Origin of the sequence: Paenibacillus macquariensis (assembly GCF_900156375.1) — a bacterium.
GTDB lineage: Bacteria > Bacillota > Bacilli > Paenibacillales > Paenibacillaceae > Paenibacillus_AQ > Paenibacillus_AQ macquariensis.
Genome location: NZ_FTNK01000015.1, coordinates 23,644 through 39,349, shown reverse-complemented (window position 1 = coordinate 39,349; position 15,706 = coordinate 23,644). Strand labels below are relative to the sequence as shown.

Sequence of the window (15,706 nt, the reverse complement as noted above, 5' to 3'; positions counted from 1 at the left end):
ATGAATAAATGAATACGAATAGAAAATGCCTGCTAGTTGGGGACTATACCCATCCTAAATTTCATCCATTACAAGGGGTGGATACGCAGATTAGTCATATATTGAAAGATGTGATGAGTGTACAGTGCAGTGAGAATAAGAATATGCTATTAGATAATAATATTCAGCAGTTCGATCTTTGCATTTCCTATTTAGATTTATGGGATGAAAAAATATCACCTCAGCAAACGGCGGGGTTATTGTCGTATGTTAGTCGTGGTGGGGGATTATTAATTATTCATAATGGCATTTCATTAGGGGACCGGTATGAGTTAGCTCAGTTAATGGGAGGTAAGTTCACGGGTCATCCGCCATATCAATCTTTATCCTTCCGTACGAGCGGGGATGCTCATGCCATAACAAAGGGTGTGGAGCCTTTTGAAATGGAAGAAGAACCGTATCAGTTTGAATTTGATTCATTTACGGAGAAGAAGATCTTATTGGAATATAAACTTGATGACAAGTGGTACCCTGCCGCTTGGACACATACGTATGGGCTTGGACGTGTAACATTTCTTATGCCTGGACACCATGAACCTACTTTCAGACACCCGGCAATACGGCAATTGATTCACCAAGCAGCGGTATGGACATCTCGTTAAGTTAATAAGGAGGCAACAACATGAGTGATCTGTTTAAGAAAGCCGTTTCTTTAGGATTAGGTCTTACGATGGTTAGCAAGGAGAAAGTTGAGAAAATCGTGGATGATCTCGTGACCCGTGGTGAACTTGCACCTGAAGAATCCAAAGCGTTGGTTAACCGTCTTATTGAGCGGGGAGAAGTCGAACAAGGTCAGTTGAAGTCACTTATTCTTGAGCAGGTGAACCGTATACTTAAGGATCTTCATGTACCCACAGGAAATGATCTGAGTATCCTTGAACAGCGTATCATTGCATTAGAAAGTAGAATCGCGGAACTGGAATCACAGAAGGTTGAATAATGGCTGTACGTATTAGGCATACCGGACGATACCGTGAAATTGCTATGGCGCTTATGCGTCATGGCTTTGGTTATATGGTTGAAGAACTTGAACTGTTCCAGGTTCTTACGCTTCCGCGTCGTTGGATTACGCATGAATCAATAGAGACCAAAACGATAGGGGAACGGATTCGGCATGTTCTTGAGGATCTGGGTCCTACGTTCATCAAGCTTGGTCAGTTAGCGAGTACGCGTTCTGACTTATTGCCAGATGATATCATTTCGGAGCTGGTCAAACTTCAAGATCAGGTGCCTGCCTTCTCATCAGAAACGGCTCGAGGCATACTTGAACAAGAATTAGATATAACGATTGAGGATGGTTTCTCTTGGTTTGAAGATACCCCGATTGCAGCTGCATCCATAGGGCAAGTCCATATCGGCAAGCTACGAACAGGAGAGACCGTAGCGGTCAAAATTCAACGTCCTGGCGTTATGAAAATGGTCAGCCGTGATCTTGATATTATTAGTGGTTTGGCAGAAATGATCGAGAAGCGTTGGGAATGGGCAAGGCAATACCAATTGACACGTATCGTTGCAGAACTAACGAAGTCCATATTGGCAGAATTAGATTACAGTCAAGAAGCACGTAATACGGAGAAGATTTCGTTACAATTTCAGAACGATCGCCATATTTATATTCCTCATATATATTGGGAGTTTACGTCTTCACGTGTACTTACGATGGAATATATTGAAGGTATTATGCTAAGTCGGCGAGATCAGCTGCTTGATAAAGGTTATGATCTAAAAGAAATTGCTGGACGTGTTACAAACGGTATGCTACACCAAATTTTCATCGAGGGATTCTTTCATGGCGACCCTCATCCAGGAAACCTTCTGGCCCGAAAAGATGGGAGCATTGCCTTCATTGATTTTGGTATGGTGGGCCGTATAAGCGAGGATATGAAAGATCAGTTATCTGCTCTTATTATCGCGTTAATGCGGAAGAATACGGACGGTATGGTACGTGCAATTCTAAAGTTAGGATTATTTCCAGAAGAAGGCGATATTAGCTCCCTACGTGCTGATCTGGATCGCATGAGGGACGAATATTATGATATTCCTTTCACGGAGATTAGTATGGGGAAGGCTCTGAACGATTTATTCGGAGTGGCACGCCAACACCAAATTATTATTCCACCTGATTTAACGCTTTTAGGTAAAGCGTTATTGACCTTAGAAGGTGTAATGGAGAAGTTGGATCCATCGCTAAGTATTATTGATATGGCTGAACCTTTTGGGAAGAAGCTATTGAAAGAAAAATACAGTGCAGGGCGTCTACAGAAGAAATTCATTGGGGGAGTAGCAGAATTGCTCGAGGGAATGCTGGAGCTTCCTGGGCAAGCACGTCAGCTGTCATCTCTTATTAGTAAAGGTAAAGTTAAGGTAGAGATCAATGTACCTGAACTACAATCGCTAATGCGTAAGATGGATCAGATCAGTAATCGACTCTCGATGAGTATTGTATTACTTTCCTTCAGTATTATTATGGTTGGACTTATTATCGGTTCTGCTTTGAATAATCCCTCTTCGGTGTTGTGGCACCTTCCTGTGATTGGTCTTGGATTTATAGTCGCATTATTTATGGTGATATGGTTGCTGTATGGGATCTTTAAATCCGGAAGGTTTTAGATTAGGAAATGTTAAGTTTTAACGAATCTTTTGCTTCATTGTCAAGTAGAAACGGCTTTGCTGCCTAATAGAGGCGGTGAAGCCGTTTCTACTTACGTGTTGTCGTGTTACAATGAGGATTAGATTCTATATGAGACGAAGTAATCCGTGTTGAAGGCGTTATGTTTTTTGTGCAGTTTCCGTATGGATTACACAGCAATTGATGATACTTCCTACAAAGAGTTATTGATGAATGATAAGGGTGTAACTTAAACTTACGGCACGAAGGGCTGCGTTGTTATGGCGGTTTGTAGAATTAAGGGCGGAAGGGTCACACTTGTTGTACTGGGTTGTCAATCTGTCATATAAAAATAAATTAAAACGAGGTGAAAGATTTGCCCAAATTTCAAGACTTAGGCATTTCGACAGAATTAGATAAAGTTATTTATACACAAGGGATTACTGAACCAACCCCTGTACAACATGAAGCAATTCCATTGCTTCTAGCAGGACGAGATGTTATTGCTCGTGCTCGTACAGGAACAGGTAAGACGCTAGCATTCTTATTGCCTATCATGATGAAGATAGACGCGAATCGTCAATTTCCTCAGGCATTAATTGTTGCTCCAACACGTGAGTTGGCTTTGCAAATCACGGAAGAAGCACGTAAGCTAGCACGAAACACAGATGTTAAGATCCTTGCTGTGTATGGTGGGCAGGATGTTGACAAACAGCTACGCAAGCTTGAAGGTGGACGTCATCTTATTATTGGTACACCTGGACGTTTGTTAGACCATCTAGGTCGCGGCACGCTTGATCTTGGTGGCGTGAAGATGTTAGTTCTAGATGAAGCAGATCAAATGCTTCATATGGGGTTCTTGAATGATGTTGAGACATTGATCCAAGCACTTCCATATCGCCGTCAGACGATGTTGTTCTCAGCAACGATGCCTGCTGAGATCAAAAGAATCGCAGCTGCTTATACGACGGATGCTGAAGACATTATTATTAAAGGCGAGAATTCACTTGTTCCACTTGAACATATTCGTCAAGTTGTTATCGAATGTTCTGATAGAAACAAGCAAGAAGCGCTATTCAGTATGATTAATGAATACAATCCTTATTTGGCGCTTGTATTCTGTCGTACGAAACGTCGTGCGAAGATGCTTAATGAGGCTCTTCGAGAAAATGGATACAACTCTGATGAACTTCATGGCGATCTTTCTCAGGCGAAGAGAGAAGGCGTAATGAGAAAATTCCGTGAAGCGAAATTGCATATTCTAGTTGCAACGGATGTAGCAGCACGCGGATTGGATGTTGAGGGTATTACACATGTATTTAACTATGATATCCCACATGATGTAGAAAGCTATATTCACCGCATTGGTCGTACGGGTCGTGCTGGTGATAAAGGTCTTGCGATTACACTGGCTGATCCTAAGGATAAACCAGAAGTGCAACGCATTGAGCTTGAAATCCGTCATAAAATTGAAAAATTACGTTACGAGAACCACAATGGTAAGAGTGAATTTAAGAAGATGAATGTATCCAGTGCTGCGGGTCAAGCTTCTAGAGGAAGCCGTGACGGCGGAGATCTAAGCAGTCGTGGACAGTCTTCAGGTCGTAAACAGACTTCTGGATGGCAGAATAAAGATGGCGGCAATCGCAGAGGTAGTGGACGCGGTGGTAGCGCACCGGGTAGCGAAGCTCGCGGCGGTAATCCACGCGGAGGCGAAGCACGCGGAGGAAGTACATTCGGTGGCGGAGCCCGTGGTGAAAGTTCACGCGGAAGCGAAGCGCGCGGAGGAAGTACATTCGGTGGCGGAGCCCGTGGTGGAAGTTCACGTGGAAGCGAAGCACGCGGAGGAAGTACATTCGGAGGCGAAGCTCGTGGTGGAAGTTCACGCGGAGGCGAAGCTCGTGGTGGAAGTTCACGCGGAGGCGAAGCACGCGGAGGAAGTACATTCGGAGGCGAAGCTCGTGGCGGAAGTTCACGTGGAAGCGAAGCACGCGGAGGAAGTACATTCGGAGGCGGAGCTCGTGGTGGTAGTTCACGTGGAGGCGAAGCGCGCGGAGGAAGTACATTCGGAGGCGGAACTCGTGCTGGAAGTGCTGCGCGTGGAGGGAATTCTAAAGGTTCATCAGCTGGGCGTTCCAGTAGCCGGAGTACAAGTGGTGGAAGTAAAGGGTATTCTCGAAAGAAATAAGGATAACGTAATATAAAGGAGAGGGGTCTATAACCCCTCTCCTTTTTGTATGTCAGAGTGAGTATTCTCTTTTAAGTGAATAACACGAGGATGGTTAGTGGTTGGTATCCATAGTGCAAGAAGAGGGTTTAATAGTACTATTAAATGTCCAGAACCTTGTTAATGGCCTCAATCACGCGTTCTTCTTGAATAGGCTTAACGATGAAATCCTTTGCACCTGCTCGAATGGATTCAGTAATCATGGATTGTTGGCCCAAAGCAGAACAGATGAGAACTTTAGCTTTAGGATCAATCTTTAATATCTCTTTAAGGGCCGTGACGCCGCTCATCCTAGGCATATTGATATCCATGGTGACCATATCGGGCCGTAGTTCAGAATACTTCAAGACAGCCTCATATCCATTTTCCGCCTCTGCAATGACAACGTGGCCCATACTTGTGATGAGTTCCTTTAATATCAGTCTCATAAATAGTGAATCGTCAACTACTATAATGTTTGCCATGCTAGTTCCTCCGTATTGAAACAAAATGTCACTGCACTGATATGTCTACTAACCTACTTTATATCGACAGGTTTGCACTATTTGTGAAGATGATGGCTTGGATATTGCTGATATTAAATCAAATCTTGGGAATACGAATCGAGCAAGGTGCCAATGCTAATGCTACATTATCCATTAATCAGCTGTAAGTAGAGCCACAAGAAGTCAACAGCTTAAAGGAGGCGTACCATGTCAGAGTATAATCACGTAGTGAATAAAGATGGAGAAGTAGATATGGCTAAAGTAGATGACGTATTAGACAGGATTAGTGAGAGCCGTAAGGAGGGCATTCTTTCAGATTTCGATTCGTTCCAGAAATACTTAAATAAAAGAATCGATCTTGGGAAGTCTATAGGACTTAGTGATGAGCAATTAGTACGTATGGCTGAGAAAATAGCTAGTTATTTGTCAGACAATGAAGAACCGCGCAACCATGAAGAGAAACTTTTGCAGGAACTTTGGAAGGTTGGTACTCCTGAAGAGCAACATAGTCTGTCTCATTTATTAGTAAAGTTGGCGCAGACCTCTTACGGATCGTAGAAGTATTTTCCTTTCATGTGCGAATGGTCTTCGACAGCATAGGTAGTTACATATTGATGGGATTGAAATTGGATTACAGCTGATTTGGATTGAAGCGGTTAATATGTGATCCGATGATATTGCGAATCTCGTAGCTGATTTGGATATTAAAGCTATTTCTTATATGATAAAGGAGAAAGATAGATTGTTTCGACCATTCCAATGGAGATCCATCTGTCATGATCGATAATTGAGGGGGAACTAGGATGTCCGTATACGAGTTTACAGTAGCTACTCCGGCTAACAAGCAAATTTCTTTGGAGCAGTACAAGGGTAAGGTAGTTATCATTGCCAATACAGCTAGCAAGTGTGGATTGACGCCACAGTATGGCGATCTCGAAACATTGTATAAGGAATATCGTGAACAAGGTCTGGAAATCTTGGGTTTTCCGTGTAATCAATTCGGTGGACAAGAGCCAGGTAGCAGTGAAGAAGCGGAATCTTTTTGCCAAGTGAATTACGGTGTGACCTTCCCAGTATTCGCCAAAGTAGAGGTGAATGGTGAGGGAGCAGACCCGTTGTTTCAGTACTTGAAAGAACAACAACCAGGTGCTGGTGAAGACAGTGCAATTCAATGGAATTTCACGAAGTTCTTGATTAATCGTGATGGACAAGTTGTTGAACGGTTCGAGCCGAAGACATCCCCAGAGACGATGGTACAGGCGATTAAGGAATTACTGTAAATACACATCATATAAAAGTCTACCGATAATGGTAGGCTTTTTCTTTGCATACATGGAGTCCATGATGCGATTAGTTTAATATATTTCTAGGTTCCTTTCGGGTACAATAGTGGTTATCTGATTACATAACGATAGAAGAATATATTTACAGAATATTAATGGGGGTTGCTTGAGAACATGAGGCCTATTATTGAAGTTGCTAAGGATATCGGAATCGCGGATGAGCATTTAGAATTGTACGGTAAATATAAAAGTAAAATTAATCCTAGCCTTTGGGAAGAAGTTAAGCATCGCCCAGAAGGTCAGTTAGTCCTTGTGACCGCTATGAATCCAACACCCGCGGGTGAAGGTAAGACATTGACTACGATTGGTCTTGCACAAGGGTTGAATGCTATAGGAGAACCGACAATTGCTGCTTTAAGAGAGCCTTCACTCGGACCATGCTTCGGTATGAAAGGGGGAGCGACGGGAAGTGGGAAGGCACAGATTATCCCTGCAGATGACATTAATCTTCACTTTACAGGAGATATCCACGCGGTGACTTCCGCTCATAACTTATTATCTGCAATGATTGATAACCACGTATTTCATGGCAATGCCCTACGATTAGATTCGAAGCGAATCGTATGGAAACGTGCTATGGACATGAATGATCGGAGCCTGCGTCAAATGGTGACAGGCCTTGGAGATGGGAATGGTAACGTTAGAGAGGCAGGTTTTCTCATTACGACGGCTTCAGAGATTATGGCTGTTCTATGTCTTAGTGAGAACTTGTCAGATCTAAGGAATAGGCTGGGTAGAATGGTTATTGGGTATAACGAAGCGGGAGATGCCGTGACAGCCGTCCAATTAGGCGCAGTTGAAGCCATGGTTATTCTACTTAAGGAAGCGATGAAGCCGAATCTCGTTCAGACATTAGAAGGTACACCTGTTATGGTACATGGAGGACCCTTTGCTAATATTGCACATGGATGTAGTAGCGTCGTTGGCACAAGGTTGTCATTGAAACTGGCCAAGATCGTCGTAACTGAGGCAGGGTTTGGAGCAGATTTGGGCGCCGAGAAGTTTTTTAATATTAAATGTCGTCAAGCGGGTCTAACTCCGGCAGCGGCTGTCCTTGTCGTTACGGTTAAAGCACTCAAATATAACGGGGGTGTTCCAAAGCAGGAGCTTGAGTACCCTAATGTAGATGCATTACATCAAGGGCTATGTAATATGGAAAGACATATCGAGAATATTCGTAAATTCGGAGTACCTGTATTGGTTGCTATTAATCACTTCGAAGGAGATGTCTCTGAAGAAATCAAGCTAGTACAACAACGTTGTCAGCAACTTGGGGTACAGGTAGAAATATCGAAGGTATGGGCTGAAGGAAGTGTTGGGGCAATACAATTTGCGGAGACGCTTGTTGAACTTCTACACAATGAGACTTCGAACTTTACGCCACTATATACGGATGAATTGGATATTAAGTCGAAGATTGAAAAGGTTGTGGGAGATATTTATCGTGGTGTTGGTGTATCCTTCTCCCCATCTGCTGTACGAGGACTTGCCGAGATTAACCGACTCGGATATGGTAGTCTTCCTGTGTGTATGGCCAAAACGCCGTACTCCTTCTCAGATCAACCACGCCTACTAGGTGCCCCAGAAGGGTTTACGATGCATGTTAGAGATGTCTCTTTATCTGCTGGTGCAGGATTTGTCGTCGTTCACACAGGAAATATTGTGACGATGCCTGGTCTGCCTAAGTCTCCCGCTGCGGAGCATATGGCTATGGATGAAGATGGCGTGATTACAGGATTGATTTAGCTGGATTTCTTATACTTAGAGACAAACGAAAGGCTTATACCTAGAGATATAAGCCTTTTTTGCTGTGAACAATATCATGTTATGATCTCTTAGCAATACCATAGAGAAATATATCTATCGATTTCTTGTATATTTTTAACGCTTGGTCTAAGTTGGCATTTTGGGTCATTTCACCAAGTCCGGTTAATAATCCTTCGAAAATAATAGCAAGGATGTTGACTTCGTCTGGTCCCAAATCAAATTTCCCTTGGTTAACACCCTCTTGCAACAATATTTCGTTAAATTTTACACGAGCGAGCATAATTTGAGAGATTTGTTCTTGAATATCATCTTTTACCCATTTGTTAGAGTAGAATTCATTAGCTACTTTGGTTAATGGATGATTGAACCCATTCTGGACTAAGTAATCCGCAATACCGTACATTTTGTCTGTAAAGGTAGAATAAAGAGGTTCGATTTCGCTCCACTGTTCTTCCCATTCACGTTCCCATTCTTGTAGTAGAAAGAGCATTAATCCTTCTTTACTTTTAAAATGATAATAGATATTCCCTTTGCTACTGCCTGTTGCGGTAGCGAGGTCTTCAATGGATGTTGCCGCATATCCCTTTTGAATAAATACATGGCGGGCTGACTCAACGATTCGTTTTCTCGTCAGCTCACTCGCTTGCTGTTTTTTATTCAGTTGATTTCAACTCCTATTAAATATGAACTTATTAATGTCATTGTAATTGTCATGACGGGAAAAGTCATTATGAATATAACAATCGTTCAGCGATGCTTGCCCCACTGAACTGAAATAATAAAACAGAGTAGAAGAGCAAGAGCTGCACAAATATACGGTACATTAATATTGTAATCAAATAAAAACCCAGCAATAGCAGGCCCTGCAACTTTGCCGATCATCCCGAGCGTGTTCATGTAAGTGGGCATAATAGGAGTGACGAGTCCTATTCCTGTAAATACTAAAAATATGTTGAACATAAGTCAGCATGGCAACTTTATTACGGGTTAGTAAAGAGATAGCATGTTCTCCAAGTGAGTTAGATTTGAATATATTGTTCTAGGTATGAACAAGTTTTATCCAAGGTTGATTAAGGGTTAAGACATCAGTGGAATTTGAACCGTTGCCAAGAACATGGTAGACTTTTTATGAGGTCTCCTCATTTTGATTGTTTGTAGGGGGTATACACCGTCTACGGAAATGAGTGGCTTTTTTGTTACATACAGTTGAGGGATTAACAGTCGTGATTTCACATACCTGAATACGAAATTTAGAAAAGGATTGAAATTCTTTCTCTTTTGTATAGTTTGCAATGTAGAAATAGAAACTAATGGGTATGGTTGTTTAAACAAATGGAGGGTTATAACCGATGAATCGCCGTAGGTTGCAAGACAGACTCAAATTAAAGAGTGTCGAAACGATACACGGGGAGCAGTTTAATGATTTGCTGCGTTATGTTTTTCAAGTGACCAACCGTGAATTACAAACATTCGGCTGGGAGAATAGGGAGATTGCACAATCCAAGCTACCTATACTTAAATATGCCGATGTATTAGGTTGGTTTGATGGCGATAAACTCATATCACAACTTGCTGTTTACCCTTTTCAGGTGAATTTATTTGGCCGTATTTATGATATGGGGGGGCTGACAGGCGTTGGAACTTACCCCGAGTATGCCAATTTGGGCTTAATGAATAAGCTCATGTTACATGCCTTAAGCAATATGAGAGATCGCAAACAATCGATTTCGTACTTGTACCCGTACTCGATTCCCTATTATCGTCGTAAAGGTTGGGAAATCATATCCGATAAAATTTCTTTTGAAGTCCAAGATACTCAGCTACCGAAGCTGAAAATGGTTCCAGGTAATGTAGATCGTGTTACGATTGAACATCCGGATATCAAGACGATTTATGAGGAGTTTGCTTTACAAAATCATGGAGCAATGCTCCGCAACGAACTGGCTTGGGAAGAGTATTTGCGCTGGGATTTGGATGACATGACCGTAGCTATTTATTATAACAATGACGAGAAGCCAATGGGGTATCTGTTGTATTGGATATCTGAGGAAGTCTTTCATATAAAAGAGATGATGTACCTAGATGAAGAGGCTCACACGGGATTATGGAATTTCGTTAGTGCTCACTTTTCCATGATAACCTTGGTCAAGGGTGATATTTATAAGGATGAGCCGCTCGCGTTCATCCTTGATGATGGCGATATTAAGGAGACCATTGCGCCATATTACATGGCTCGGATTGTTGACGTTGCACTTTTCATTGAGCAGTACCCATTTCAAATCCAAGAAACGGATTGTCAGCTGGTATTCAGTCTGCACGACCCCATGCTCGAGTGGAACCAAGGAACGTTTACATTAATAGTGGATAAAACGGGGAAAGGTTATTTGAAGGAAGGTGGAGGTAAACCTTCTGTCACGATCGATATCCCTACAATGACCACGATGTTTATGGGCTACAAACGCCCAACGTATCTCGCAAAGATAGGTCGTATGCAATGTGATGATGCAAGCGTCCAATTACTTGAGAAGTTAATTCGCACGGAGCACCCTTACTTTTCAGATTATTTTTAAATCCTACTGTAGGATACTCATTTATTTCACACAAACAAACCTACTCTGTATAGAGTGGGTTTGTTTGTGCTGTGGCATTTGACATATATGAATCACAACAAAAATAACCAATCTCCTTATTTAGTTAAGGAATATTGGAATAAGTGGTATACATAGGGTTGATAGGTAAAAATATTTATGATAAAATCATGAACGGACACTTTATTTACATTTATTCAAATTAATACCAATATTACTATTTCATAATATCACATCCTGATTTCACTGTCAATTCATGTTCTCCGCCCAAGGAAATACATTCATTCATGTGATTGGTTCTTGGAGAGGGGATAGTATGTTCTTAACTCGTGTCTTTCGTATCATTTCAAATTAAAACCAGTTGAAGGAGTGTTTATGATGCGTATTAAGTATGAGAGCTGGGTAGATGAACAAGAACGGGTTGATAGGGTTGCACTTGAAATCGTTACACAAATAGCAGATCTAGAGGGAGATGTCAGCGAGAGGAAATTGGAGATCGTAGCATTTCGGAGAAATTTCTGGGAAGACGTATCCGTTAATGTTGATGATGCGGGTACGTATGCGAGCTTGAAACAACAGACGGAGGTATTGTCAGAAAGAGAGCGTACTTATCGTCATGCCCATAAGACGATGAAGACACTTATGCGACTCAAACATTCACCGTATTTCGGGCGTGTTGATTTCCTTGAAGATTGTGACAGTGAATCGAGTCAGGTGTACTTAGGTATTGCCTCATTGTTTGATGAGGAGGGTATTCAATTTCTTGTACATGATTGGCGCGCGCCAATATCCAATCTCTACTATGATTATTCCCCCGGGCCTGCGCAGTATGAAGCGCCGAGCGGAGTCATTGCTGGGGAAATGACAGTAAAAAGACAATATATGATTCGAGATGCCCAGATTACGAGTATGTTCGATACGAGTGTCACCATTGGTGATGAATTGCTGCAAGAGGTGCTCGGTAAACAATCTAATTCACAAATGAAAAGTATTGTAGCGACTATCCAACGAGAACAGAATCTAATAATACGTAATGTGAGCAGGCAATTACTTGTCGTACAAGGGGCGGCTGGTAGCGGGAAAACATCGGCAGCATTGCAACGTGTAGCTTATTTGTTGTATCGCTATCGTGATACGCTGCGAGCGGATCAGATCGTGCTGTTCTCTCCGAATCAGATGTTTAACAGCTATGTCTCTACCGTATTACCCGAACTAGGTGAAGAGAATATGGAGCAGACTACGTTTCAAGAGTACTTAGTTCATCGTCTAGGGGAGACAATGCTATTTGAAGATCCATTCAATCAAATGGAATATACGCTTGAAGCTGTGGATGAAGCTGGGTATGTGGAGCGAATCGAAGGGATTCAATTTAAAGCTTCTGTGGAGTTCATGCAGTTGATTGATCGATATATCGCCCAGTTAGGGAAGGAAGGCATGCTGTTCAAGGATGTGACCTTCCGGGATGAGGTGCTGGTTCCAGCAGAGCGAATTAAGGAGAAGTTCTACGCCTACGAGTCTACCTTGAGACTTCCGAACCGAATAGCACTGTTAACGGAATGGCTATTGCAAGAACTGAAGATAAAAGCGACCGAAGAAATGGCTAAATTGTGGGTAGAAGAGGAAATTGAACTGCTCGACAAAGAAGAGTACATGTGGGCTTTCAAGGAACTTCAAAAGAAACAGCATTTTTCAGGAAAAACCTTTGACGATGATATCAGCGAAAGAGGTCTGCTTGCTCAGAAAATCGTAGATGTGTACTTCAAGCCAGTACGGCTTGGGATCAAGCAATTCCAATATGTAAATATACCGTTAATATATCGTCAGTTATTTGATGATCCGAAATTAGCCTCTCAGATCACAGCTAACAACAAGCTACCGAATTGTTGGTCCGAGATCTGTGAATCAACCATCGAACAGTTGGATCAATCGGGAATGTTTTATGAAGATGCCACACCCTTTTTGTACCTCACGGAGTGTATTGAAGGTTTTCAGGCCAACAATACCGTCCGGCATGTGTTTATCGATGAAGCACAGGACTTTTCAACATTTCAATTCTTCTTCATCAAGAGGTTATTTCCAAGGAGCAAAATGACGGTACTCGGTGATTGGAATCAGAGAATATTCATTCATGATATGGCAAGTGCAAGCTTAGGGACATTGAATGCGTTATACGGGGAAAAGGACACCGAAATAATCACATTAACGCGAAGTTATCGCTCCACACAGCAAATCATCGAATTTACGCGTGCATTAATTGAGGGTGGTGAGGCGATTGAGCCATTCAACCGCGAAGGTAATATACCTACCTTAAAGCAAGCTGAGGATATAGAGGGTCTCATCTCTAAAGTTGTTGATAGTGTTTATGACTTACAAGCAGCCGGTCATAGAACCATCGCTGTGATATGCAAAACGGCTAAGGAAAGCAGTGAGACTTACGATGCATTAAAGGGTATGGTAAATATGAGGTTAATTGAAAAAGAAACAGCTTCTTTTCAATCAGGCATTCTCATTATCCCCGCTTACTTGGCCAAAGGTGTCGAATTCGATGCGGTTATTATTTATGATGCTTCACATATGCAATACGGTAGAGAAAGCGAACGTAAGTTATTTTATACGGCTTGTACAAGGGCGATGCATGATTTACATGTGTGCTTCAAGGGTGAGATGAATCCATTTATTCGAAGTGTTCCAACGCAAACGTATCATTTGAAATAGGTCGTATTCAAAATGAAAATTAGATGGGTAGTCAGCTCTAAGGATTGCGATAACTCCGGAGAGGGGAATAGGCTATTTCCTCTCCGGACAGTATTTCCATGATTATAAATCGCTGTCTTATGTCACACTAAAGTAGTGGATGTAGCAAGTCATTTTACAAACTTAGATATGATATTAATCATGTATTTCCCCATATAACGAAGCGTCATTACCTTTAAATCCCGAGAGTCGGCTTGTTTAAAGGAGATGTGTAATTGTGAACATTGTGAAAATTATTGCAAAACCCCTTGTAATGTGAAAATAATCACACTATAATAAAGGACATAAAGGTGAATTAATTCACAATGTACCATTTTAAAATATAGATTGAAAAAAGAACACCCAATTTGGAGGAGGAATTAATCATGAAAATAGCAGTTATAGGTTGTACACACGCCGGAACCGCAGCCATTGTAAATACCGCAAAATTATATCCGGAAGCCGAAATTACCGTATACGAGCGTAATGATAATATATCTTTCTTGTCTTGTGGAATAGCATTGTATGTAGGTGGCGTCGTAAATGACCCACATGGTCTTTTCTACTCTTCTCCAGATCAATTAGCTGCACTGGGAGTTAATACAAATATGCGTCATGAAGTGATAAATATAGATACGGATCAGAAACGTCTTACCGTGCGTAATTTAGTGAACGGGGAAGAATTCGAAGATACCTACGATAAATTGATTATGACGACAGGATCATGGCCGATCATCCCGAAACTTGAAGGCATTGATTTAGACAATATCCTGCTGTGTAAGAATTACAACCACTCGAACACCATTATTGAAAAGGCGAGTCAAGCGAAACATATCACGGTTGTTGGTGCAGGTTACATCGGCGTGGAATTGGTAGAAGCTTTTCAGATGAATGGTAAAGAAGTGACGTTGATTGACGGTGTTGATCGAATTCTTAATAAATATCTTGATCCTGAGTTCACAGACGCCATTCAAGAGACGCTCCAGAACAAGGGGATTAAGCTTGCATTGAATCAGACAGTGACCGCTTTTGAAGGAACAGATGGTCGTGTGAGTAAGGTTATTACTTCACAAGGGGAGTATGAAACAGACCTGGTTATTCTATGCATTGGTTTCCGTCCGAATACGGAACTACTAAAGGGGCAAGTCGATATGCTACCGAACGGTGCGATTATTGTGGATGACTATATGCAGACAAGTAAGAAGGACGTCTTTGCCGCTGGCGATAGCTGTGCGATACATTACAATCCGACTGGCAAACATGCTTACATTCCTTTAGCCACGAACGCTGTACGTATGGGAACACTCGTAGCTCGTAACTTGATGGCTCAGACGATTCCTTATATGGGTACGCAAGGGACATCAGGCATCAAAATATACGAAGATAACATCGCAGCTACAGGATTGACGGAATTAGCCGCAATAGATGAAGGATTACAGGTGGAGACCGTGAGCATGACTGACCATTACCGACCTGAATTTATGCCTACATCAGAAAGCGTGACGTTGAAGGTTGTATTTGAAAAAGAAACACGCCGTATCCTCGGTGCTCAGCTTATGTCGAAGGTGGACCTTACACAATCGATTAATACAATCTCTGTGTGTATTCAGAATCGGATGACCGTTGATCAGTTAGGATTTATTGATTTCTTCTTCCAACCGCACTACAACAAACCATGGAACTTCTTGAATACGGCTGGTTTACAGGCGTTGCCTGCGGTAGCTAAACCAGTACCAGTTATGGTCTAGGATGATATATTTAGCGAGCTAACGAATCAGTCTTCTATAGAATTAATCTAACATGGACACCCCTTGGATCATATATCAAGGGGTGTTTATGGTTAGCAAAGTTAAAGCAATAAGGAACACTTCATGTGAAACATAACTATTGTGTGAAACAATTCACTTATTTTCAGC

General features: G+C 41.9%; 12 protein-coding genes and 2 pseudogenes. 10 read left to right on the top strand and 4 right to left on the bottom strand.

Annotated elements, in window-relative coordinates; all coding sequences use genetic code 11:
- The first annotated feature begins 8 nt into the window (after positions 1-8).
- From BW961_RS21680 to BW961_RS29595, 4 genes are all read left to right on the top strand, one after another.
- Positions 9-641: a ThuA domain-containing protein gene (locus BW961_RS21680; protein WP_068583756.1), complete on the top strand. Its 633-nt coding sequence runs from the start codon at positions 9-11 to the stop codon at positions 639-641.
- A gap of 20 nt (positions 642-661) precedes the next feature.
- Entirely contained in the window at positions 662-979 is a 318-nt protein-coding gene (locus BW961_RS21675; RefSeq protein ID WP_068583759.1) for a phasin family protein, read from the top strand.
- On the top strand, positions 979-2,649 hold the full coding sequence (locus BW961_RS21670; protein ID WP_068583762.1) for an ABC1 kinase family protein: 1,671 nt from the start codon (positions 979-981) through the stop codon (positions 2,647-2,649). The genes BW961_RS21675 and BW961_RS21670 overlap by 1 nt, the downstream gene beginning before the upstream one ends.
- 374 nt (positions 2,650-3,023) lie before the next feature.
- Positions 3,024-4,835, top strand: a complete 1,812-nt coding sequence (locus tag BW961_RS29595; protein WP_082867413.1) for a DEAD/DEAH box helicase — start codon at positions 3,024-3,026, stop codon at positions 4,833-4,835.
- Between the two features lie 140 nt (positions 4,836-4,975).
- Here the strand turns inward: BW961_RS29595 and BW961_RS21660 are convergent, their stop codons facing one another.
- A complete protein-coding gene (locus BW961_RS21660) occupies positions 4,976-5,338 on the bottom strand; it encodes a response regulator (protein ID WP_068583767.1) in 363 nt (120 codons plus the stop codon).
- Positions 5,339-5,566: 228 nt separating this feature from the next.
- On the opposite strand from BW961_RS21660, the gene BW961_RS21655 reads away from it, so the two are divergent.
- The 3 genes from BW961_RS21655 (at position 5,567) to BW961_RS21645 (ending at position 8,448) form a co-directional block, all read left to right on the top strand.
- Complete coding sequence (locus tag BW961_RS21655; protein WP_068583770.1) at positions 5,567-5,917, top strand: DUF3243 domain-containing protein; 351 nt, start codon at positions 5,567-5,569, stop codon at positions 5,915-5,917.
- A 245-nt stretch (positions 5,918-6,162) separates the two neighbouring features.
- On the top strand, positions 6,163-6,639 hold the full coding sequence (locus BW961_RS21650; protein WP_068583775.1) for a glutathione peroxidase: 477 nt from the start codon (positions 6,163-6,165) through the stop codon (positions 6,637-6,639).
- A 177-nt stretch (positions 6,640-6,816) separates the two neighbouring features.
- On the top strand, positions 6,817-8,448 hold the full coding sequence (locus BW961_RS21645; protein WP_068583777.1) for a formate--tetrahydrofolate ligase: 1,632 nt from the start codon (positions 6,817-6,819) through the stop codon (positions 8,446-8,448).
- A 79-nt stretch (positions 8,449-8,527) separates the two neighbouring features.
- On the opposite strand, the gene BW961_RS21640 is transcribed toward BW961_RS21645, so the two are convergent.
- From BW961_RS21640 to BW961_RS31975, 3 genes and pseudogenes are all read right to left on the bottom strand, one after another.
- Positions 8,528-8,959: a TetR family transcriptional regulator C-terminal domain-containing protein gene (locus BW961_RS21640; RefSeq protein WP_244556023.1), complete on the bottom strand. Its 432-nt coding sequence runs from the start codon at positions 8,957-8,959 to the stop codon at positions 8,528-8,530.
- A 9-nt stretch (positions 8,960-8,968) separates the two neighbouring features.
- A pseudogene (locus BW961_RS31620) lies at positions 8,969-9,088 on the bottom strand (TetR/AcrR family transcriptional regulator); the annotation flags it as partial.
- A 224-nt stretch (positions 9,089-9,312) separates the two neighbouring features.
- Positions 9,313-9,469, bottom strand: a pseudogene (locus BW961_RS31975) (MFS transporter); the annotation flags it as partial.
- 349 nt (positions 9,470-9,818) lie between these two features.
- Between BW961_RS31975 and BW961_RS21635 the strand changes: the two are divergent.
- The 3 genes from BW961_RS21635 to BW961_RS21625 all read left to right on the top strand — a co-directional run bounded on the left by BW961_RS21635 (position 9,819) and on the right by BW961_RS21625 (position 15,538).
- On the top strand, positions 9,819-11,039 hold the full coding sequence (locus BW961_RS21635; protein ID WP_068583781.1) for a GNAT family N-acetyltransferase: 1,221 nt from the start codon (positions 9,819-9,821) through the stop codon (positions 11,037-11,039).
- 396 nt (positions 11,040-11,435) lie between these two features.
- The gene (helD, locus tag BW961_RS21630) at positions 11,436-13,772 is read left to right on the top strand and encodes an RNA polymerase recycling motor HelD (RefSeq protein ID WP_068583782.1); all 2,337 of its coding nucleotides are present in this window, start codon (positions 11,436-11,438) and stop codon (positions 13,770-13,772) included.
- Between the two features lie 404 nt (positions 13,773-14,176).
- Entirely contained in the window at positions 14,177-15,538 is a 1,362-nt protein-coding gene (locus BW961_RS21625) for an FAD-dependent oxidoreductase (protein WP_068583783.1), read from the top strand.
- Positions 15,539-15,706 lie beyond the last annotated feature (168 nt).